Genomic DNA, 19,644 nt, shown 5'->3' with positions numbered 1-19,644 from the left:
GTCTCCTGGCATCAGACCAGCCAGCGTCTGGGCTTCTCGTCCTTGCGCGTCGCCGGCTTGTAACACAGTTCGAGACGGGTCCCCTCGCCCGGCTCACTCTCGATACGCAGGGTGCCGCCCAGGCGCTGCGCGCGTTCCTCCATGATCGCCAGCCCAATGTGCTCACCCGGGCGTCCGTGCCGCCGGGCGTTGTCGAAACCCACACCGTCGTCCTCGATCAACAGCACCAGGCCACCGTCGGACTGACAATTGAGCAGCACCCGCACAGTATGCGCCTTTGCGTGCTTGCGGATGTTCGCCAACGCCTCCTGGGCGATGCGCAGGATCTGCATCTCCTCGGCCGAGCTCAGCTCGGGCTCGCGGCAGGCCACCTGGAAGAAGCCCTGGATACCGCTCTCCTGCTGGAAACGTTCGACCAGCGCGCGCAGCGACTGGGTGAGACCGCGCTGACCGACCGGCGCGCGGAAACTGTGCAGCAGCTCGCGCAGTTCGGTGTGCGCCTCGTCCAGACCGTTGCTGATGCGTGCCAGATCGTTGCAGGCCGCCTCGATATCGCCACTGCGCAACACATCCTGCAGCATGCGTACCTGGAAGCGCAGGCTGGCCAGGGTCTGCGCCAGCGAGTCGTGCAACTCGTGCGCCAGTGCAGTGCGCTCCTCGACGATGGACAGACGCCGCGCCTCGCGGTCCGAACGCTGCTTGGCAACCGCCATGCCCAGGTGGCTGCCCACGGTCTTGAGCAGCTCCAGGATGTCCTCACGCCCGGAAATGCCCGGCTTGCGCACATAGACGTGGTAGAAACCCAGCACGTCGCCGTGATAGTCGAGCGGCACCGTCACCCGCTCGACCTCGTCGGGACCGAACATGTTGTGCCCCAACCGGCGTGCGCAATGACGCTCGGGATGCTCGCACAGGATGTCGCCGGGCGAGAGCGCGGTGCCACACAGGCACAGGTCGAGCGGCAGCATCTCCTGCTCGGTGAGCACGGCATCGTTCAGGCCGATGGCGCCGACCAGGCGCATGTTGCCGTCTTCCTGCACCAGTCGCACCGTGGCCACCATGCCATTGACCATCTCCTTGAGCACGCGCAGGAAGCGCAGCAGCAGCTCGTCGAGGTTGTTGGCCTGGTTGATGCTGGCCGCCACGTCGTAGAGGATCTTGAGCGAGGCGGTCTTCTGGGCCAACCGGGTGGTCTGGCGCGCAACCCGGCTGTCCATGTCCTCGTAGAGGTCGGTCAGCTCCTCGTTGATGCTGTCGATGTCCTCGACCATGTCGCGCAGCACCCCGGTATCCTCGCGCGACAGGGTGGCGCCCGGCTCGCCCTGGCAGACCTTGGCCACCGACTCCTCCAGCCGCGCCAGCGGCTCGAGCAACTGGGTGCGCAGCCGCCGCGCCGTCAGCACCAGTCCGACCAGGGTAGCAATGGCGCTGGCCAGCAGGACCTGGGTGGCCAGGCTCTGATCGAGCAGCCCCATGGGAAACTGCACCGCGATCAGCAGGGTTGCGCCCATGCCCGCGAGCAGCAGGCTCAACGGCATCACCAGCCGCGCACTCCAGAGAATGCGCAGGATGCGATGGCGCACCGAGTCGGCGGTCGGTGGGTCGGCCGCCACCCTGGATCGCGCCTGTGCGGGTAGCACCTGGTTTTTGTTCAGTCCCATGGTGTGCTGTGTGCTCCACTCCGACCAGCAGTTTGCGTGCTCGCCGGGCGCAAGACAAGGCCGGTTACCATGTGCTTTCAATGGCCTCGCGGCGCGTGCGCGCCAGGGCCTCGCCCAGGGCAGGGCCCGCCAGCCCGCGAGCCTGCAAGGCCCGGGAATCGACGGCCAGCGCCTGTTCGCGCGCCCGCGCCAGATCGTCCAGTCTCGCCGGTGCATCGGGCTGCGCACGGAATACCCGCAGCAGGGCCTCGAAACGGCCGTCCCGTCGCCAGCCCCCCATGCGATCGAGCAGATCGGCCACCGCTCGGCCCGGCAGCCGGTCGAGTTCGCGCACCTGCGGCCAGAGTTCCCGCGCCTGTTGCAGGCGCTGCCGCAGGCGCGGCGGCATGCCCAGGCGCTGCGCTGCGACATCCGGGGTCTCCCCCGAGGCCAGCAACAGGGCGAGCAGGCGTTCGTCCGGGGCCTCGCTCAGCGCAACGCTCCGCTTCAGCGCCTCGATCGCCGGTGCCGCGGCCGTACCGCCATGGCCAGGGCGCATCTGCGCGGCAAGCCCCGGCAGCAACTCGGCCAGGCCGCCACAGGCGGCGAGCACCTCGAAGAAGCGCCAGGGCTGTGCGTAGCCCAGCGCCTTGTACAGCTCCTGCCAGACTCGCTGCGGGCGCAGCTCGCGCATCATGCCGTCGGCCACCATGCGCTTCATCAGCCGGTGAGTATCATGTGCCACCCGCAAGCCGAAAGGACCGAAGCGCGCTGCGAAACGGGCAATGCGCAGCAGGCGCACCGGGTCCTCGACGAAGGCCGGAGTGACATGCCGCAACAGCCCCTGGGCCAGATCCTTTTCACCACCGAAGGGGTCGATCAGGCGACCCTCGGCATCGCGCGCCATGGCATTGATGGTGAGATCACGCCGCGCCAGGTCCTCTTCGAGGCTGACATCGGGGCCGGCATCCACCACGAAGCCCCGGTAACCCTCGCCGACCTTGGTCTCGCGCCGCGCCAGAGCATATTCCTCCCCGGTCTCGGGATGCAGAAACACCGGAAACTCGGGATCGGCCTGGCGAAACCCCGCCGCGCGCATGGCCTCTGGGCTGCTGCCGACCACCACCCAGTCGCGCTCTCCCACCGGCAGCCCCAGGAGTTCGTCGCGCACCGCGCCACCGACCAGGAAGATGTTTCGTTCATTCAGCATCGCGTTTCCCAGGCTGCAGAGGCTCACCAAGGTATCGGATTTCTGGCGGGACAAGGCATGGCCATACCCCACCTCGGCGTATGAGTCATCGCTGACTCGCGCAGGACCGACACAAAAAGCGTTTGCGTTTCGGAATCTTACACCACACCGGAACTTTTTCGGTGTTTTTCGGAGTCACTTGGCAAACGCCTCCATGCAACAGCCCTGGAGAAACGTCGGGGTAAAACGACAATGCCCCGCTAAGTCAGGGGCTTAAATTTCTTGAAACTTTATTAGCATTTGCTAATCTAAGAATATAAGAGGGTTATAACCGTTTTTTATCAGCACGAGGACAAGACCATGTTACCTATTATTCTTGGCGTAGTAGCGGCCTCGGTATTCGGAATCATCTCGACAATGGTGCTGGGCACGGAAGGCCTCATGACCCATGCCTGGGTCGACGTGGTGTTCTGGAGCCTGATTGGCGCTGGCACGGCCGTCTCGGCCATCAACATGACCTGGGAGTGCCTGCCCTGTCGGCTATCCCAGGTAACCCACAATGAGCGCCTGATCGAGCGTCTGTGCCGCAACTCCCCTTGCGCGCACTGACCCACACCGCCGACCGCGCAGAAGGCCCGCCTGCCAACCGGCAGCGCGGGCCTTTTCTTTCCAGCATTCGCGGCGGGGACGTCACTCCTGCCATGTGAGGTGGGCGATTGTCCCCGGGCCGAAGATTCGCGACGAGGACGTCGCTCCTACCTGCAGGAGGCCTGTCCCCGGGCCGAACGCGGCGCGTCTTCAGGTTTCCGCCGCGTTTTCGGCCACCTGCTCGGCGCTCTCCTGCTGTTGCAGTTCCCACATGGCCTTGTAGGCGCCGCCGGCGCACAGCAGCTCGGCATGGGTGCCGCGCTCGACGATACGCCCCTGGTCCATGACCAGGATCTGGTCGGCATCGACCACGGTGGACAGACGGTGGGCGATGACCAGGGTGGTGTGATCAGCGGCCACCGCCTCGAGCGTCTGCTGAATGGCCTTCTCGGTATGGCTGTCCAGCGAGGAGGTCGCCTCGTCGAAGATCAGGATGCGCGGCCGCTTGAGGATGGCACGCGCGATGGCCACACGCTGCTTCTCGCCGCCGGACAGCTTGAGACCGCGCTCCCCCACCACCGTATCCCAGCCATCGGGCAGGCGTTCGATGAAGTCCAGGATGCAGGCCATGCGCGCCGCCTCGATCACCTCCTCGCGGCTGGCCTCGGGACGACCATAGACGATGTTGAAGTAGATGCTGTCGTTGAACAGCACCGTGTCCTGCGGGACGAGGCCGATGGCCGCGCGCAGGCTCTCCTGGCTGACCTCGCGCACGTCCTGCCCGTCGATGCACACGCAACCGGACTGCACGTCGTAGAAACGGAAGATCAAGCGCGACAGGGTGGACTTGCCGGCACCGCTGTGTCCGACCACCGCCACCTTGTGTCCGGGCGGCACCTCGAAGCTCACGTCGTGCAGGATCTGGCGCTCGGGCTGGTAGCTGAAGTCCACGTGCTCGAAGGTGATACGCCCCTCGCTCACCTCGAGGGGACGGGCATCGGGGGCATCGTGGATCTCGGGTTCGGTTTCGAGCAGCTTGAACACCAGGTCCATGTCCGCCAGGGCGTACTTGATCTGGCGATAGACGATGCCGAGGAAACCCAGCGGAATGAACAGCTGCAACAGGAAGGCATTGACCATCACCAGGTCGCCGATGCGCATCTCCCCGGCCGAGACCGAACGCGCCGCCAGCACCATCATCAGGGTCACGCTCAGGGCGATGATGGCACCCTGCCCGAAGTTGAGCAGCGACATCGAATTCTGGCTCTTTACCGCCCAGTACTCCCACTGCTCGAGGGTGTCGTCGTAGCGCTGGAGCTGCAGCCGCTCGTTGCCGAAGTACTTGACCGTCTCGTAGTTGATCAGGCTGTCGAAGGCGATGGAATTGCCACGCGAGTCCAGTTCGTTCATGTGGCGGCGGAAATCCATGCGCCACTCGGTCACCAGGAAGGTGAACACCATGTAGAGCACCACCGAGCCGAACATGGTGCCGGCGAACACCGGGTCGTAGTTGTGCAGCATGATGGCGGCGACCAGGCTGAACTCCACCACGATGGGCAGGATGGAGAAGGCCATGTAGTTGAGGATCTGGCTCACCGAACGGGTGCCGCGTTCGAGGTCGCGACTGATCGCCCCGGTCTTGCGCTCGAGGTGATAGCGCAGCGACAGCTTCAGCAGGTGATCGAGCACCCGGGTGGAAAGCCGGCGCATGGCACGGTAGCGCACCTTGGCAAAGACCACGTCGCGCAGCTCGTTGAACAGGCTGGCGCTCAGCCTGAGCAGGCCGTATGCCAGCAGCAGCAACAGCGGCATGGCGACGGTCAGCTCGTCCCTGGAAGCCTGCTCGTAGTAGTCGATGATGGCCTTGAGCGCCACCGGCACCCCGACATTCGCCGCCTTGGAGAGCACCAGGCAGGCCAGCGCGAACAGCGCCCGCCCGCGAAACTCCCACAGGAAGGGGAGCATGGAACGCAGGTTGTACCAATCCCGACGATTCTTGTGGACTTGGGGCGGCGGCCCACCAGTGTGCACCATGTTAGGATGTTTCCTTCTGTCAGAGCGCCCGTCCCGGACGTGAGAAGGCCCGGGAGCATAGCAAATCCGCACGAGAACAGCCCGATGAGCACTGGTGATTTCCACGACGGCAGCGCCTGTTCCGAACTCGAGCCCTTCGCCCTGCAGGTGCTGGGCGACAGCATGGAGCCGGAATTCCCCGATGGCTGCATCGTCATCATCGAACCGGCCAGGTCCTGCCGCCATGGCATGTACATCATGTGCCTGGTCGAGGACACCCGCTGGTTCCGCCAGTACCTGAACGACGAGCACGGCGAACGCCTGGTAGCGCTCAACGACCTCTACCCCGAGATCCCGCTCGAGGGCCTGGACTGGAAGGTCGAGGGCATCATCACCCAGCGCACCCTGCTACGCCACCAGAGCCCTACCGGGCGCCGCCACAGCAAGCACTACGAGTATCCGGAACAGCCCTGAACATCCGGCCGCACGGCCTGGCGCCTGCCCCCCCGACACCGGCATGACCTGGATCAGAACCATCGCCAGCGCCCGCTGGCAGGATGGGAAGGATCCGGCGCGCCGGGAAGCCCCTTCCCCAGCCGAGGAATCCGCTCCCCTCATCCCTTGCATCCACAAATGACAATGATTATCATTCTCCAGATAAGCACGTGACGATCTGCTGATGGACATGCGAGCACACGATACCTCGGTGGCGACCCTGGCCGACCTGCTGCCAAGTCAACACGCCATCATCACCGGCCTGGCCGGCGAGCCCGAACTGCGCACCCGCCTCCAGTCACTGGGATTGCGCCCCGGACGCCGAGTGACCGTGGTGCGCCGCTCGCGCTTCGGCGGCCCCATCCAGATCCGTCTCGGGACCAGCGACCTGCTGATCCGTCCGCAACAGGCCCGCACCATTTTCATCAAATGAAGCGCGTCGCCCTCCTTGGCATGCCCAACACGGGCAAATCCACCTTCTTCAACCGGCTCACCGGAGCCTCTGCCAAGGTGGGCAACTGGCCAGGCATCACGGTCGACCTGCTCTCGGCAAGGATCCTGCTGGGCACGGAGATGGTCGAGGTGGTGGACCTGCCCGGCATCTATACCCTGCATGGTTTCGCCGAGGACGAGCGCGTGGCCCGCACCTTCCTCGAGGAACAGCCGGTAGACCTGCTGGTGGTGATCGCCAACGCCACCCAACTCGACCGCCAGCTCGCCCTGGTGCTGCAATTACAGGCACTGGGCCAGCCCATGATGTTGCTGCTGAACATGATCGACGAGGCGCGCAAGCTGGGCATCCACATCGACCAGGAACGCCTGGCGCAGGAGCTTGGCATGCCGGTGGTGGCGATCAGCGCCAAGCATGGCATGGGCATGGAGCAGGCGCGCCAGGCGCTCACCCAGGCCCTGCACGAAGCGCGTCCACCCCGCGCGGCCGACATCGAAAAGGCTTTCGGCGAGGACGACGCCCTGCAAGCTCGCCTGGACGCGGTCTTTTCCGCCACGGTCGATGTGCCGGTGAGCGCCACCGACCGGCTCACCGATCGCCTGGACCGCCTGCTGTTGCACCCCTGGCTGGGCTTGCCACTGTTCTTTCTGGCCATGCTGGGCATGTTCGAGGCAGTCTACACCCTGGGCGCACCGTTACAGGATGGCGTGGCCTGGATGCTGGAGCGCATCAAGATCGAGGCCGTCACCCCGGTAGTCACCGCCTGGCCGCCGCAGGTACAGAGCTTCGTGCTCGATGGCCTGTTCGACGGCATCGGCACCATCCTGTCCTTCCTGCCCATCATCGTGCTGTTTTTCCTGTTCATCGCGATCATCGAGGATAGCGGCTACATGTCGCGTGCGGCCTTCCTGATGGACGCCTTCATGTCGCGCCTGGGGTTGGACGGGCGCGCCTTCGTAATGCAATTGATGGGCTTCGGCTGCAATGTGCCGGCGCTGATGGGCACCCGGGTGATGCGCTCGCGGGGGCTGCGCCTGCTGACCATGCTGATCATCCCCTTCTCGCTGTGCTCGGCACGCCTGCAGGTGTTCGTATTCTTCACCACCGCCATCTTCGACCCCTGGGCCGCACCACTGGTGCTGTTCAGCCTGTACCTGTTCAGCTTCGGCGCCGCCTTCCTCACCGCCGTGATCTATCGCAGGCGCCTGACGCACACCGAGCCGGTGCTGCTGGAACTGCCGCCCTACCGCTTCCCCACCCTGCGCCAGATGTGGCTGCGCGGCTGGCGCGAGGTGACCCACTTCTTGCGCGAGGCCAGCGGCTTCATCCTGCTCGGGGTCGTGCTGGTATGGATCCTCACCCACTTCCCCAAGGACGTGCCGATCGCCAGCCCCGAGACCCTGGCCGGCCAGCTCGCCGCCCTGTTCGAGCCCCTCATGCAACCCCTGGGGATCGATCACCTGATGACCATCGCCCTGCTGTTCGGCTTCGTCGCCAAGGAAGTGGTGCTGGGCGCTCTGGCAGTGATCTACGGCGTCGGTGAGAGCGAGCTGTCGGGTATCGTCTCCAGCCGCATCGACTGGGTGCAGGCCTACAGCTTCATGCTGTTCGTACTGATCTACACGCCCTGCCTGTCCACCGTGGCGGTGTTGAAACAGGAATCGAAGAGCTGGCGCTTCACCGCGCTGGCCATCGGCTGGCCGCTGCTGCTGGCCTGGGTGGTGAGCTTCGTCTTCTACCAGGGCGCGCGCTGGCTGGGCTTCTAGCGCACGATTCGGCCCGGGGACGGGCCTCCTACACCACCTGTGGGAGCGGCGTCCCCGCCGCGAACGGTTCCCGGTTTACCCTTTGGCCTCGCCATCCCCCGCCAGGGCACCCGCCAGCAGCAGATCGGCAATGCCGGGCTGCGCCCCGACATAATCGGCCAGACGGATGCGGACCCGTGGGTGCTCCTGCTGCTTGCGCGCCACCTCGGCGGGGATGTCCTCGCTCACGTGCCGTCCGGCCGACAGGAAATAGGGCATGACCACCACCTCGTCGGCACCGGCATCGATGCAGGCCTGGATGCCGTCGGGAATGGATGGCTCGGCCAGTTCGAGAAAGGCGGCCTGCACCCGATCGAAGCGTCCGCCGGCCAACTCACCGACGCGGGCCGCCAAATCGCGCACCTCGTCATTCGACGAGACCCGCCGGCTGCCATGGGCCACGATCAACAGGGCCTTCATTCAGCGTCCTCTTCCAGGCTGCGGCTGGCGATCTCGTAGACATCCCTGGACACCCCGGCCGAGATCATGCGCCGCAGCGCCTCCTGCGCATGCTGCTGGCGCTGCTCGTCGTAACGCCGCCAGCGCGCCAGGGCACGCGCCAGCCGCGCCGCGATCTGCGGGTTGAGCGGGTCAAGCGCCAGCACCTGCTCGGCAAGAAAGGCATAACCATTGCCGTCGGCAGCATGAAAGCCCACCGGATTACCATTGACGAAGGCGCCGATCAGCGCGCGCACCCGGTTGGGATTGGTCAGGGAGAAGGCCGGGTGATCCATCAGTGCGCGTACCTGCGCCAGGGTATCGGGGCGCACTGCCATGGCCTGCACCGAGAACCACTTGTCCATCACCAGTGGCTCGGTCGCCCACCGCCTGGCGAAGTCGGCCAATATGTCCTCGCGCTCGGGGCGGCCGCTGTCGGCGATCAGCGAGAGCGCCGCCATCACGTCGGTCATGTTGTGCTGCGCACCGTACTGGTCGAGCAGCAACTGGAACACGGCATCGTCGTTCTCCAGGCTGGCCAGCCAGCTCAGCAGGGTGTTCTTGAGCCGCCGGCGACCGATGGCCGCCGCTTCGATGCGGTACTCACCGGTTTCGCGCAATTGCTCGTAGCGCATCAGCAGATCTTCGCGCAGGGCCGCGGCCACAGTGCGTTTGAGGTGCTCTCGTGCGGCATGCAGGCCATCGACATCCACCACCGCCATGAAGTCACCCAGATAACCGATAGCCGGCAGGGTCAGCACCTCGGCGATCAATGCCTGTTCGGCCTGTTCATCGAACAGGGCCGTGCGCAGGGCGCCGATCAGCGCCTCGGGCACGCTCATGGATGCGCCCTCCTGGCGCTGGGCGACCATGCGCAGGATGACCTGGCGCAGCAGGGTCTGGCCGGCATCCCAGCGGTTGAAACCATCGCTGTCATACGCCATCAGGTGCAGCAACTGCTCCTCGTTCCAGTCATAGTCGATCTTGACCGGAGCACTGAACCCGCGCAGCAGGGAGGGGACGGGCCGTTCCTCGATGTCGTCGAAGACAAAGACCTCCTCGCGCTCACGCAGTTCGAGCAGCAGGCTGCCCCCGTCGCTGTCGATCTCCCCGTAGCGCAAGGGGATGTCGCGCCCTTCGCCGTCCAGCAGGCCGATGGCAAACGGGATATGGAAAGGCGGCTTGTCGTGCTGTCCCGGGGTGTCGGGCACTTCCTGGCGGATCTTCAGGGTGTAGCGTCGCTTGCGCGCATCGTAACTGTCCTGGATGTGCAGCACCGGGGTGCCCGCATAGTCGTACCAGTGCCTGAACTGTCCAAGATCACGCCCGGAGGCCGCCTCCATGCAGGCGACGAAGTCGTCGGTGGTCACCGCCTGGCCGTCGAAGCGCTCGAAATACCGATCCATGGCCTCGCGGAACCGCTTCGGACCCAGCAGGCGCGCCTGCATGCGCACCACCTCGGCGCCCTTCTCGTACACGGTCAGGGTGTAGAAGTTGTTGATCTCGATATAGGACTGCGGCCGCACCGGATGCGCCATCGGTCCGGCGTCCTCGGCAAACTGGTGGGTGCGCAGCAGGCGCACGTCCTCGATGCGCTTGACCGGGCGCGAGCCCATGTCGGCGGAGAATTCCTGATCGCGATAGACGGTCAGGCCTTCCTTGAGCGAGAGCTGGAACCAGTCACGGCAAGTGATGCGGTTGCCTGTCCAGTTGTGGAAGTACTCATGCGCCACCACACCCTCGATGCCCTGGAAGTCGGCATCGGTAGCGGTATCGGGGCGCGCCAGCACGTACTTGCTGTTGAAGACATTGAGACCCTTGTTCTCCATCGCGCCCATGTTGAAATCATCCACGGCGACGATGTTGAACACGTCGAGGTCGTATTCGCGCCCGTAGTGCTCCTCGTCCCAGCGCATGGCCGCAACCAGCGAACGCATGGCATGTTCGCACTTGTCGATGTTGTGCGGCTCGACATGGATGCGCAGCCGTACTTCGCGCCCCGAGGCGGTGGTAAAGCGTTCCTCTATGTGCTTCAGGTCGCCCGCAACCAGGGCGAACAGGTAACAGGGCTTGGGATGCGGGTCGTGCCACTCGGCAAAGTGCCGACCGTCAGGCAGCTCACCGGTGGCCCCCGGGTTGCCGTTGGAAAGCAGCACCGGGTAGCGCTCGCGATCGGCCTCGATGCGCACATCGAAGACCGTCATCACGTCGGGCCGGTCGAGAAACCAGGTGATGCGCCGGAAACCCTCGGCCTCGCACTGGGTGCAGAACATGCCCCCGGAACGGTACAGGCCCTCCAGCGCGGTGTTGGCCTCCGGCGCGATGATCACCTCGCTGGACAGCTCGAACTGCTCTGGCGGGGCCGGCAGGTGCAGACCTTCGCTATCGACCCGGTATTCATTCTCGCCGAGGCGCATGCTGTCGATGGCGAGCCATTGCAGGTCCAGTCCCTCGCCATGCAGCAACAGCGACTCGGTGACTTCAGACGCCGGGTTGCGCCGCAGGCGCATGAAAGAGAACACCCGGGTCCCGGTCTCGCGCAGGTCGAACCGCAGCGAGACATGGTCGATCAGGTACGGCGGTGGTCGGTAGTCGGCCAGGCGGATGGACCTGGGCGTGGAGTCCTTCATGTGCAACATCTCGGTACGAGGCAGGCAAGGCTGTGTCCCGCATCATAGGGACTCCGCCCGAACCTTCCAAGCGCCAGATCCCGCGAAAGCGGTGCATTTCCCCCGCGTCAATACGGGTTTTGCCGAATGCCCGGGCACACCCGAGTTGCTAGGATTGCCTCACCTCAGGAGGAAAGAATTACCATGCCAAAAATCGAAATCTACACCACCGCCATGTGCCCCTATTGTGTCCGCGCCAAGTCACTGCTGCAGAACAAGGGCGTCACCTGGGAAGAGATCCGTGTCGATATCGACCGCGACCGCATGATGGAAATGATGCAGCGCAGCCAGCGGCGCACCGTGCCGCAGATCTTCATCGACGATTTTCACGTCGGCGGCTTCGATGACATGGCAGCCATGGATGCGCGCGGAGAGCTCGACCCGTTGTTGGGCGTCGGCGAACACGTCACACCAGTGCACGACATCGATCACTCGGAGGATTCCCCCACCTGATGAGCGCCGAGGCCCCGCAACGCATGCGCCTGGACAAGTGGCTCTGGTGCGCCCGCTTCTTCAAGACCCGACAACTGGCCGCCGAGGCGGTTCAGGGCGGCAAGGTACACCTCAACGGCCAGCGGACCAAGCCGGGCAAGGAGGTGCGCATCGGCTCGCGCCTGCGCATCCACAAGGGGCCCTACGAATGGGACATCGAGATCGCGCAACTGCCACGCCAGCGGCGGCCGGCCAGCGAGGCGAAAGACTTCTACATCGAGACGCCCGAGAGCCACGAGCGGCGCCAGATGCTCAACGAGCAGATCCGTGCCGAACGCGCGGCCATGCCGGTCAGCGAACGACGCCCCAACAAGCGTGAGCGTCGCCTGATCCACCGTTTCAAGCAGGCAGACTGATGGATCAGGACGCCTTCCGCGAGACCTACCGCGAGGTCAACGAACGTGCCTGCGTCTTCGAGAAGGCCGTACTGACCAATCGCTGTGCCTGCTCGCGCGCAGAACGCTTCTGCATCGCCGAGCGCGAAGGCGTGCGCTGCCTGTCGCAGGAAGGCCAGGAACGGTGCCGGCGTGCGCTCGCCATCCTGCGGGAACAGGCGCAGTTTGCCCTGCGCACGCATGAAGACCAGGCCATGCTGCCGCACGGCAAGGCGATCCGTATCCAGGTGGGGGGCATGCGCGGCATCCGCGCGCTGCTGGAACCCGAGACGGAAGATCCCGAGACCGTGCCCGACGTGTTCGACCTGCTGGCCCGGGCCGAATGCGAATTTCAGGGGCTCGAGAACCTCCCCTTCTCGCGCATCATGCCCTGGATCGCGGGCTACGACCCCCGGCCGCGGCGCAGGCGCCGGCGCGACCGCTGACCAGCGGCCCGCACCCACACCCCGCAATCCTGCCGCAAAGACAACGAACGCACCCGGGCCCTGCGGCCCGGGCACCCCGTCGGATCAGGGATCGACCACCAGGTTGCCGTCATCGAGCAGGGTCTGCAGGATGGTGGACTGGTCGGCCGAATTCGTACCACCCGTCAGATCCACACCCTGCACCTGGACGGTGAGTGTGCCACCCGCCGTCCCGGCACCATTGGTATCGACCGTAATGGTCGAGGTATTGGTATTGTTGTTATAAGTGACGGTCAGGTAGTTCACCAAGGTATTTACATCGGCGGCACTCTCGCCGGTCAGCACGTCCGAGAAGTCGAGCACGTCGCCGCCCGATCCCTTGGTGAAATCGGTCACCGTATCGATGGCGCCATCGGCATCACCGACCTGCCAGTAGAAGGTATCCGTGCCGGTGCCACCGGTCAGGGTATCGCTGCCCTGGCCACCAATGAGAAGGTCGTCGCCTGCATCACCGAGCAACCAATCGTCTTGATTGCCACCTACGAGCTTGTCGTTACCCCCTCCTCCATGGAGGGTATCGCCTCCGTCCCCTCCCGATAGCCAGTCATCACCACCATTGCCATTGATCGTATCACTTCCGGCAAATCCGGTGAGAATCTCACCATTGTTTGTCCCGACAAGCGTGTCGGCGCCTGTCGTTCCATCAATACTTGGCAGACCGTGTTGATTAAACGTCACGTTCAATCCGACTGAGCCGGTTGCCGTATCACCGTCATTGTATATCAGGGTAAAGCTGAATGACTCATTGATTGTTCCATTGCCATTCAAAGGCGGATGATAGCTATATGCCCCCTGATCCAAATCAATCTGCAGAAGACCACCCGACGTTGCAGTAACACTCAGCGTGTGAGTGGCGGGGTCATAAATATAGCTTGCACTACCCGTTCCACTGGTAGAGATCGTGTTGGCCGCCGGATCCCATGTAAACGTAACGCCGTCCATAGTAATAGACTGCACGTAGCCATTATCTGCCCCAATCATGCCGGGCGTAGCGCCAGTCAGGACGTTACCGCTGGCCACCGGCACGGCACTGGCCTGTAGTACCGCTGAAAGATCACTGACATTGGGCACCAATACAGCATCTGTGTTGATGCCATTTCTACCATCATAGGCAACCGGATCAAGATACTGCTTATCGGAAGCCGTCAGACCCGCACCAATTCCAAGCGCGTGGGCCTGAATCTGATTGGCCTGCAAGAATGCAGTCTATGTTGACTCCTCAGCAGCCTGAATCCCCGCGTCTGCTCCCGAAGTGCCGCCAGCATTGCTATTAGCCAATACCGTCGTATCACCATCATTCATATTAGGCTGACCGTCAGATATAAAGTAAGCCACATTCTGAATGACGCCGCCGGATGGTGGGGTTGTAATCCTACTTCCGTCGTCCCAGGATTGGATTGCCTGGGCCAATGCGGTATCATAGTTTGTCCAGCCTGAAGCACTCAGAGTAGCCAGAATAGCCTTGGCCTCACTCGCCGTCATCCAATAGCTTGTCTTTTCCTGTGCCAACGTCGAGAAGGTCACAAGCTTGACCGCCACATCACCATAGCCATTATAGGTATCAATCAAGTTGCTGATGGCTGTTCGGGCAGCAGCCAGCCGACTTCCTTGCATACTACCGGACAGATCCAGGATAACCATGAGATTTGTATCCTGCTGAGGCACATTGATCTGCTGGTTCTGAGTCGTTGCTATAGGCGCATCGTCATGGATACTCACATTCAGCTTTGAATTATAGGCAGTACCGCCAAGATCAGTGACTGTGTAGGTGAAACTATCCACAAGAACATCGGTAGGCGTAGGCACTAACTGCGGCCCCGTAATCTTGAAATTATCTACAAAAGCATCCTCCTTATTACTATTGGTACTCGCCGTTAATTCAAAATACGCCTTACCCGATGCATCAAGAGTAACATCGAACGAATAGGTATCCGTAGCATTTTTTCCGTACGGGACATTCGATATCTCGACCCCGTTTACCGCCATCCGGAAAGAATCACTGGTATTGGCGTCCCATTTATCATTCGCCTTGAAATCAAAAGTCACATGGACAGTCTGATTAGCATAACTCTGCCCAAAGTCAAACGTCTTGGTCGCAACATCCCCTCTACCATCAATACGCAACCAATCGTTTTTATTGCTCACATTAGTGCCCGTCCATCCATCGAGCACTCCACCGGTAAACGTATCATTTGCAAGCGTAACCTGATTCCCCGTAGCGCTAAACAACAAATGCTTGACGGGATTATTCAGAGTGTAGGTGTAATCACCAGTTATTTTATCCACAACCAGCGTATTACCCTCAGCGGTCGTCACTGTAATGGTATTGCCATTAATTACAGTCGCGCCACCAGCAATAGAAACATTGCTTAACGAAAGCCCGGCCGGGATCGTATCGTCCGAAAGAATATTACCCGTTGCAACTTCTGCTGTGCTGTCGGGGTTGGTTCCCGTCGACATGGCTGCCTCGTAGACATCAGCTGTATTATCAAGCAATGTCGGCACCGGCTTGACATCTCTGGCGACGTTGAGCGTCAGAGTGCCAGAGGTTGCATCACCGTCCGCATCCTGCAATGCATAGGCGACGATTTCATTGTAGGAAATAGTGAAGGTGGGATCTGCGAGATAGGTATATTCGCCTGTTAGCATATTCACAGACAATATCCCACCCTGAGATGTAGTCACCGTCAACTGATGGCCATTGAGCGTACTACTACCTCCAGTAATGGTGTCGTTGTTCGAATCGTAGGCATACGTAACACCACCCACGGTCAATGATGTCACAATACCCGCACCATCAGCTCCAAACCCACCCGTCGCCAGTGAGCCAAACAGATTGCCTGGCACCGTTTGCGCCACGGTATCCAAAAGCACCTGCGTCAGGTTCGCACCTGCAGTGGTAGCGTCAAGCGCCGGACACTCAGTGCCATCAATTCCGTTGTAGGCTATCGGTTCCAGTTCTGTAGTGGAGGCGCCGCCGAAGCCCACCGCATGACTATCAATCGCATTATTTGTGAGAAAATTCTCCCAAGCAGCTTGCTCGGCGGGATCGATACCGATTGAACCGTTGCCCGAAGTCGGGCTCCCGTCAGACAGGAAATAGGCAATATTCTTAGCGCCAGGAATCTTGCCCGCCGCTTCAGCAAACGCACTCTGCGCAGCCGCCAAGGCGGCATCATAGTTGGTGGAGCCTCCCATATCGGCATCGGTAAGCCCATTGATGTAGGCCTTGGCATCAGCCACGCTGATCCAACCCCCGTCTGCCGGAATATTGGCATTCCCGCTAAACGTAACAAGCTGAACAACAGCATAGCCGGCATTGTTATAGGCATCCAACATGGAAATGACAGCCGCCTGCATATCAGCCAGATTCTGCCCACGCACGCTTCCTGAGAAATCCAGGATCAACATGACATTGGCCTCTGCCAAGGGTACAGTGAGTGAATTACTGATAGCGCCACTAACTGGACGATCGTCCTCTACGCTTATGGTGAGTGCACCAGTGTCTGAACTGGCGCCGTCACTCACATTCAGGCCAAACTGTAGATCAAGAACATCCTCAGTATTATTAGACGGATGATCCAGTGGCGCCAACAGATTCACAGTGTAATCCACACTGTAGCCACCACTAGTATTGGCCACATTACCAAGCTTGACCGTCATCACGTCCGTGCCACCTGCCGTACTACCAGTCAGCGTTTGGGTGTTTGAGTCCCATACCCAGCTGGAGACCGACTGACCACCAGAAGTCAGGTTCGTGGTCGGGCCAGAGAGGCTCAAGGTAAAAGCGTTACTATCCGGATCCGCAAACGTAATCGTTCCCGTCGCCGTGGCACTATCGGTCGTATCTGTTGGCGTACCTGTGGCATCCGGCAGCCCATTGGCCAGGCCCTCTTCGGATACGGCTGAATTGGTTATGCTGGTGATAATTGGTGCACACACTGTGGGTGTGCGTCGTCGTCGCCGTGGCGGGATTGCCCGCCGCATCGATGGCGGTCACGGAGGCATAGACGGTGGTATCGGCGGCCAGGTCGGCACCGGGGACGTTGATGCTGTACACCAAGTTGCCATTGGCATCGGCTGTCACCTGGCCGGTGTAGGTGTTGCCGTTGACGTTCAGCGTGGCCGTATCGCCCGCCTTGGCATCCCCGCCCACCGTACCGGTGACGGCAATGGTCTGTCCGCTCTCGGCGGCGTTGATGATGTTATCGGCCGTCACTGCATCTACAGTAATCGTCGCTGACGCGGTCGTATCTTTTTCAATCGTATCGGTCGCCGCAGTCGCCGCGTTGCCGACCGCATCGGTCGCATTGAGCGTGACCGTACCGTCGTTGAGACTGCTGGTATCGACCGTCGTACTCCAGCTTCCATCGGCTGCTACGGTGATGCTTGCCGGATCGATGTTGATACTGTTGGTACCGTCAGAGACCACCAGTGAGGTGATGCTGCCGCCCGCTTCGATCTGTCCGCTAAGCGCGGTCTGTGTCAGATCGTCGCCGCTGTCAAGGTAGTCGTCATTGCCGCTGTCATCTTTGATATCCACGCGGATCGCCAAAGCGCTCAGATCCATGGTTGCGCTGTCGGTGCTGGACGCAGAGACGTTGCCAACCTGATCGGTCAGTGTCGCGCTCACCGTGATGCTCTGCCCGCTCGCTGGCGCAACATAGCTGGTGAGGTACTTGCCCGCCGTAATGTCCGTCGCCGTCAGGACCACCGCCGTGGTCGTACCGTCCGGATTGGTGATGGTGAGCGTATCGCCCGCAACCGCTCCCGACGGAAGCGCGATCTCGACATTGACATTCCCCACAAGCTCGCTGCTGGAGATGATGCCGTCGTTGTTGGCATCCTCAACGATCGTCACCACCGGCGCGCCGTCGGTCACCCCGTTGATGGTGATCGTCAGCATCGCGGTCGCGGTGCTGCCGTCCGCGTCGGTGATGGTGTAGGTGTAGCTGTCGCTCAGGCTCTGGCCCGTGCTCAGACCGTTCACCGCCGGGTTGGCGTTGTCCAGCGTGTAGGTGTAGCTGCCGTCGGCGTTCAGCACCAGGCTGCCGTAGGCCAGCGTGAAGGTCCCGGTCGTGGTCACCGGGCCCGGGCTCGCCGCGCCGTCCGCGCCGTCCGCGCCGTCCGCGCCGTCCGCGCCGATGGTGTCATTGGTGGTGACGTTCCCGCTCACCGTGTTCGGCGCGGCATCCTCGGTGATGCTGGCGCTGTCCGCGTTCGCGGTCGGCACGCTGTCGGTGATCGCGATGTCCAGGGTGTCGCTCGTGCTCTGGCCGTCCGCCGCGGTCACCGTGATCGTGATGCTGTCGGTGATCGCTTGACCATTGGTGTGGCTCAGGACGTTCGGATCATAGGTGTAGCTCACCTGGCCCGTGGCCGGGTTGTACCCGGTCAGCACCAGGCTGCCGTCCGTGGTGGTGATGGTCACCGGGCTGGTGCCCAGGTTGTTCAGGTCGGCCGGGGTCAGCGTCGTGCCGCCCACGTCCAGGCTGCTCAGACCCGCCGGGGCGCTGAAGTCGCCCGCCGTCGGGCCCGCGCTCTCCGGCAGCGTGCTGTCGGTCGCATTCGCCGTCCCGTCGGTGTCCGGGATGGTCACCACCGGACCTGATTCACCAGGCAGCACCTCCTCAACCCCCAGATCATCCGGAAACTCGATCCGCTCGTCGCCGAAGGTTCCGGTTTCGAATCCACTGTCGGGACGGACTTCTTCACCAATACGTTGGACGATGACCGCGGGCTGCGTGTCGTCCTCGGTATCGGCCCCACCGATGCCGGTGTCGGGGCCAGCGGCGGTCGTCTGGGTGACCTCGGTCGGGTCGGCGCCGGCGGCAATGGCGCGCTGCACATCCTCGATACTGCTGATCTGCTCGGAACGCTCCGCCTCGGTGTCGAAACCATAGACTTCGGGATCCAGAACCAACCGGGAATCCAGGCCCAGGGTCAGTTCGGTACCGTCACGCAGTTCGATCAACACCGCACCCGGGTCGCTGGTCTCGATGACCTCGCCGGGATAGACGATGTCACCCACGCTCAGGACACGCTCGGTGCCGTCCTCGGCCCTTGCAATGACCAGCCCCTGGACCATGCGGACATAGCCGATGCCTTCAGCGGTGATGACGGTGGTATTTGCCATAATGGATTCCCTTGCTTTGCAGGCTTTTCCATTGACCCCGGAACAAGATCAATCGGCGAGGCCAGTAATTTCTTGATTCTTAGAGATATTTCTTCTCGGCTAACGGGTCAATGTAGCGGAACTCGCAACCCGAGAGTATTGGACCAAGGTACTAGAACTGTGAACTGGTTCCTTGAAGCCCCAGAATCAAGGGCGACAACCAGCGACACCCGACCCGGCAAGCTCCCTCATAGCAAGGACTGGAGCATCAAGGCCAGCTGCAATCGATCATTGGTCCCCGTCTTGCGGTAGATGGCCCCGAGGTGGGCCTTGATGGTGCGTTCGGTGATGCCAAGCTCCCTGGCGATGACCTTGTTGCTCTTGCCCTGGACGATGCGGCAGGCGATCTCGCGTTCGCGCGGCGTGAGCTTGCCGAGAACCGCATCGTGGCGTTCTTCACGAGAAAAGGACTCCGCACTTTCCCTTGCAGGCGAATTACGGCGGATCAGGTGCAGCACCAGGTCGGCACCCAGCCACACCTCACCCTGCTCGACCAGGGGAACGGCCTGTGCCAGGACATCCGGATGCATGTAGCGGTTCGCATAGCCGCGGGCGCCGGCGGCAATCACAGCCTCGCCTTCTTCTGGCGTATGGCGGGACGAGAATGCAAAGATACGAATCAGCGGGTGGGTGGCAATGAAAGTGAGAATGCGTTCGATCGATGCCCCGGCAATCTCCATGTCGAGCAACACCAGATCGTCCGGGCCGATACTCGCATCTGAAGCCAGAGCCTCCAGGGAATCACAGGTCCGATAACGCCCGCGATAGGCACTCAGACCGGACCGCCAGCGCTCGATCTGCCCGGTGTCGTGGCTACACAGCACCAGCAT

The 19,644-nt window shown here is 62.3% G+C and carries 16 protein-coding genes; 7 read left to right on the top strand and 9 right to left on the bottom strand.

Annotated features, from left to right (window positions below):
- Positions 1 to 11: 11 nt before the first annotated feature.
- Both EBS_RS04315 and EBS_RS04310 read right to left on the bottom strand, forming a co-directional pair.
- Positions 12 to 1,661 (bottom strand): ATP-binding protein, encoded by a 1,650-nt coding sequence (locus EBS_RS04315; protein WP_081999810.1) that lies wholly within the window; start codon positions 1,659 to 1,661, stop codon positions 12 to 14.
- A gap of 64 nt (positions 1,662 to 1,725) precedes the next feature.
- Positions 1,726 to 2,850, bottom strand: a complete 1,125-nt coding sequence (locus EBS_RS04310; protein ID WP_043107517.1) for a CCA tRNA nucleotidyltransferase — start codon at positions 2,848 to 2,850, stop codon at positions 1,726 to 1,728.
- Between the two features lie 420 nt (positions 2,851 to 3,270).
- Here EBS_RS04310 and EBS_RS14200 point away from each other — a divergent pair, with 420 nt between their 5' ends.
- Positions 3,271 to 3,438: a hypothetical protein gene (locus EBS_RS14200; protein WP_171816181.1), complete on the top strand. Its 168-nt coding sequence runs from the start codon at positions 3,271 to 3,273 to the stop codon at positions 3,436 to 3,438.
- Between the two features lie 189 nt (positions 3,439 to 3,627).
- On the opposite strand, the gene EBS_RS04300 is transcribed toward EBS_RS14200, so the two are convergent.
- Positions 3,628 to 5,451: an ABCB family ABC transporter ATP-binding protein/permease gene (locus EBS_RS04300; RefSeq protein ID WP_043107513.1), complete on the bottom strand. Its 1,824-nt coding sequence runs from the start codon at positions 5,449 to 5,451 to the stop codon at positions 3,628 to 3,630.
- A gap of 84 nt (positions 5,452 to 5,535) precedes the next feature.
- On the opposite strand from EBS_RS04300, the gene EBS_RS04295 reads away from it, so the two are divergent.
- The 3 genes from EBS_RS04295 (at position 5,536) to feoB (ending at position 8,142) form a co-directional block, all read left to right on the top strand.
- Positions 5,536 to 5,904 (top strand): S24 family peptidase, encoded by a 369-nt coding sequence (locus tag EBS_RS04295; RefSeq protein ID WP_043107512.1) that lies wholly within the window; start codon positions 5,536 to 5,538, stop codon positions 5,902 to 5,904.
- A 205-nt stretch (positions 5,905 to 6,109) separates the two neighbouring features.
- Positions 6,110 to 6,358, top strand: coding sequence for a FeoA family protein (locus tag EBS_RS04290; protein WP_052199296.1), 249 nt, complete (start codon positions 6,110 to 6,112; stop codon positions 6,356 to 6,358).
- Positions 6,355 to 8,142 carry a ferrous iron transport protein B gene (gene feoB / locus EBS_RS04285; protein WP_043107511.1) on the top strand — a complete coding sequence of 596 codons (1,788 nt, stop codon included), beginning with the start codon at positions 6,355 to 6,357 and terminating at the stop codon, positions 8,140 to 8,142. The genes EBS_RS04290 and feoB overlap by 4 nt, the downstream gene beginning before the upstream one ends.
- 75 nt (positions 8,143 to 8,217) lie before the next feature.
- On the opposite strand, the gene EBS_RS04280 is transcribed toward feoB, so the two are convergent.
- Positions 8,218 to 8,601, bottom strand: coding sequence for a sirohydrochlorin chelatase (locus EBS_RS04280; RefSeq protein ID WP_043107510.1), 384 nt, complete (start codon positions 8,599 to 8,601; stop codon positions 8,218 to 8,220).
- Positions 8,598 to 11,249 carry an aminopeptidase N gene (pepN, locus tag EBS_RS04275; protein ID WP_052199604.1) on the bottom strand — a complete coding sequence of 884 codons (2,652 nt, stop codon included), beginning with the start codon at positions 11,247 to 11,249 and terminating at the stop codon, positions 8,598 to 8,600. Before pepN ends, EBS_RS04280 begins: the two co-directional genes overlap by 4 nt.
- Before the next feature lie 183 nt (positions 11,250 to 11,432).
- On the opposite strand from pepN, the gene grxC reads away from it, so the two are divergent.
- The 3 genes from grxC to EBS_RS04260 are packed head-to-tail and all read left to right on the top strand — an operon-like array spanning position 11,433 to position 12,600.
- A complete protein-coding gene (grxC, locus tag EBS_RS04270; protein WP_052199295.1) occupies positions 11,433 to 11,741 on the top strand; it encodes a glutaredoxin 3 in 309 nt (102 codons plus the stop codon).
- A complete protein-coding gene (locus tag EBS_RS04265; RefSeq protein WP_043107507.1) occupies positions 11,741 to 12,136 on the top strand; it encodes an RNA-binding S4 domain-containing protein in 396 nt (131 codons plus the stop codon). The genes grxC and EBS_RS04265 overlap by 1 nt, the downstream gene beginning before the upstream one ends.
- Positions 12,136 to 12,600, top strand: a complete 465-nt coding sequence (locus EBS_RS04260; RefSeq protein WP_043107506.1) for a hypothetical protein — start codon at positions 12,136 to 12,138, stop codon at positions 12,598 to 12,600. The genes EBS_RS04265 and EBS_RS04260 overlap by 1 nt, the downstream gene beginning before the upstream one ends.
- Positions 12,601 to 12,684: 84 nt before the next feature.
- Here EBS_RS04260 and EBS_RS13905 read toward each other — a convergent pair whose 3' ends face one another.
- From EBS_RS13905 to EBS_RS12775, 4 genes are all read right to left on the bottom strand, one after another.
- Entirely contained in the window at positions 12,685 to 13,836 is a 1,152-nt protein-coding gene (locus tag EBS_RS13905; protein ID WP_148307655.1) for a type I secretion C-terminal target domain-containing protein, read from the bottom strand.
- A gap of 9 nt (positions 13,837 to 13,845) precedes the next feature.
- Complete coding sequence (locus tag EBS_RS04250; RefSeq protein WP_231892867.1) at positions 13,846 to 16,302, bottom strand: vWA domain-containing protein; 2,457 nt, start codon at positions 16,300 to 16,302, stop codon at positions 13,846 to 13,848.
- A 172-nt stretch (positions 16,303 to 16,474) separates the two neighbouring features.
- The gene (locus tag EBS_RS04245) at positions 16,475 to 18,775 is read right to left on the bottom strand and encodes a retention module-containing protein (RefSeq protein ID WP_043107503.1); all 2,301 of its coding nucleotides are present in this window, start codon (positions 18,773 to 18,775) and stop codon (positions 16,475 to 16,477) included.
- A 227-nt stretch (positions 18,776 to 19,002) separates the two neighbouring features.
- Positions 19,003 to 19,644 carry a LuxR C-terminal-related transcriptional regulator gene (locus EBS_RS12775; RefSeq protein WP_052199293.1) on the bottom strand — a complete coding sequence of 214 codons (642 nt, stop codon included), beginning with the start codon at positions 19,642 to 19,644 and terminating at the stop codon, positions 19,003 to 19,005.

Origin of the sequence: endosymbiont of unidentified scaly snail isolate Monju, from assembly GCF_000801295.1 — a bacterium.
Classification (GTDB): domain Bacteria; phylum Pseudomonadota; class Gammaproteobacteria; order Chromatiales; family Chromatiaceae; genus MONJU.
This window is presented reverse-complemented; position numbering and strand designations above follow the sequence as displayed.

What these genes read in the sequence shown, in the direction of transcription:
- EBS_RS04315 (WP_081999810.1), bottom strand. Translation starts at nt 1,661, where the DNA reads ATGGGACTGAACAAAAACCAGGTGCTACCCGCACAGGCGCGATCCAGG.
- EBS_RS04265 (WP_043107507.1), top strand. Translation starts at nt 11,741, where the DNA reads ATGAGCGCCGAGGCCCCGCAACGCATGCGCCTGGACAAGTGGCTCTGG.
- EBS_RS14200 (WP_171816181.1), top strand. Translation starts at nt 3,271, where the DNA reads ATGACCCATGCCTGGGTCGACGTGGTGTTCTGGAGCCTGATTGGCGCT.
- EBS_RS04300 (WP_043107513.1), bottom strand. Translation starts at nt 5,451, where the DNA reads ATGGTGCACACTGGTGGGCCGCCGCCCCAAGTCCACAAGAATCGTCGG.
- EBS_RS04295 (WP_043107512.1), top strand. Translation starts at nt 5,536, where the DNA reads ATGAGCACTGGTGATTTCCACGACGGCAGCGCCTGTTCCGAACTCGAG.
- EBS_RS04245 (WP_043107503.1), bottom strand. Translation starts at nt 18,775, where the DNA reads ATGGCAAATACCACCGTCATCACCGCTGAAGGCATCGGCTATGTCCGC.
- EBS_RS12775 (WP_052199293.1), bottom strand. Translation starts at nt 19,644, where the DNA reads ATGCTGGTGCTGTGTAGCCACGACACCGGGCAGATCGAGCGCTGGCGG.
- feoB (WP_043107511.1), top strand. Translation starts at nt 6,355, where the DNA reads ATGAAGCGCGTCGCCCTCCTTGGCATGCCCAACACGGGCAAATCCACC.
- EBS_RS04310 (WP_043107517.1), bottom strand. Translation starts at nt 2,850, where the DNA reads ATGCTGAATGAACGAAACATCTTCCTGGTCGGTGGCGCGGTGCGCGAC.
- grxC (WP_052199295.1), top strand. Translation starts at nt 11,433, where the DNA reads ATGCCAAAAATCGAAATCTACACCACCGCCATGTGCCCCTATTGTGTC.
- EBS_RS04280 (WP_043107510.1), bottom strand. Translation starts at nt 8,601, where the DNA reads ATGAAGGCCCTGTTGATCGTGGCCCATGGCAGCCGGCGGGTCTCGTCG.
- EBS_RS04290 (WP_052199296.1), top strand. Translation starts at nt 6,110, where the DNA reads ATGGACATGCGAGCACACGATACCTCGGTGGCGACCCTGGCCGACCTG.
- EBS_RS04260 (WP_043107506.1), top strand. Translation starts at nt 12,136, where the DNA reads ATGGATCAGGACGCCTTCCGCGAGACCTACCGCGAGGTCAACGAACGT.
- pepN (WP_052199604.1), bottom strand. Translation starts at nt 11,249, where the DNA reads ATGAAGGACTCCACGCCCAGGTCCATCCGCCTGGCCGACTACCGACCA.
- EBS_RS04250 (WP_231892867.1), bottom strand. Translation starts at nt 16,302, where the DNA reads ATGACGGTCAAGCTTGGTAATGTGGCCAATACTAGTGGTGGCTACAGT.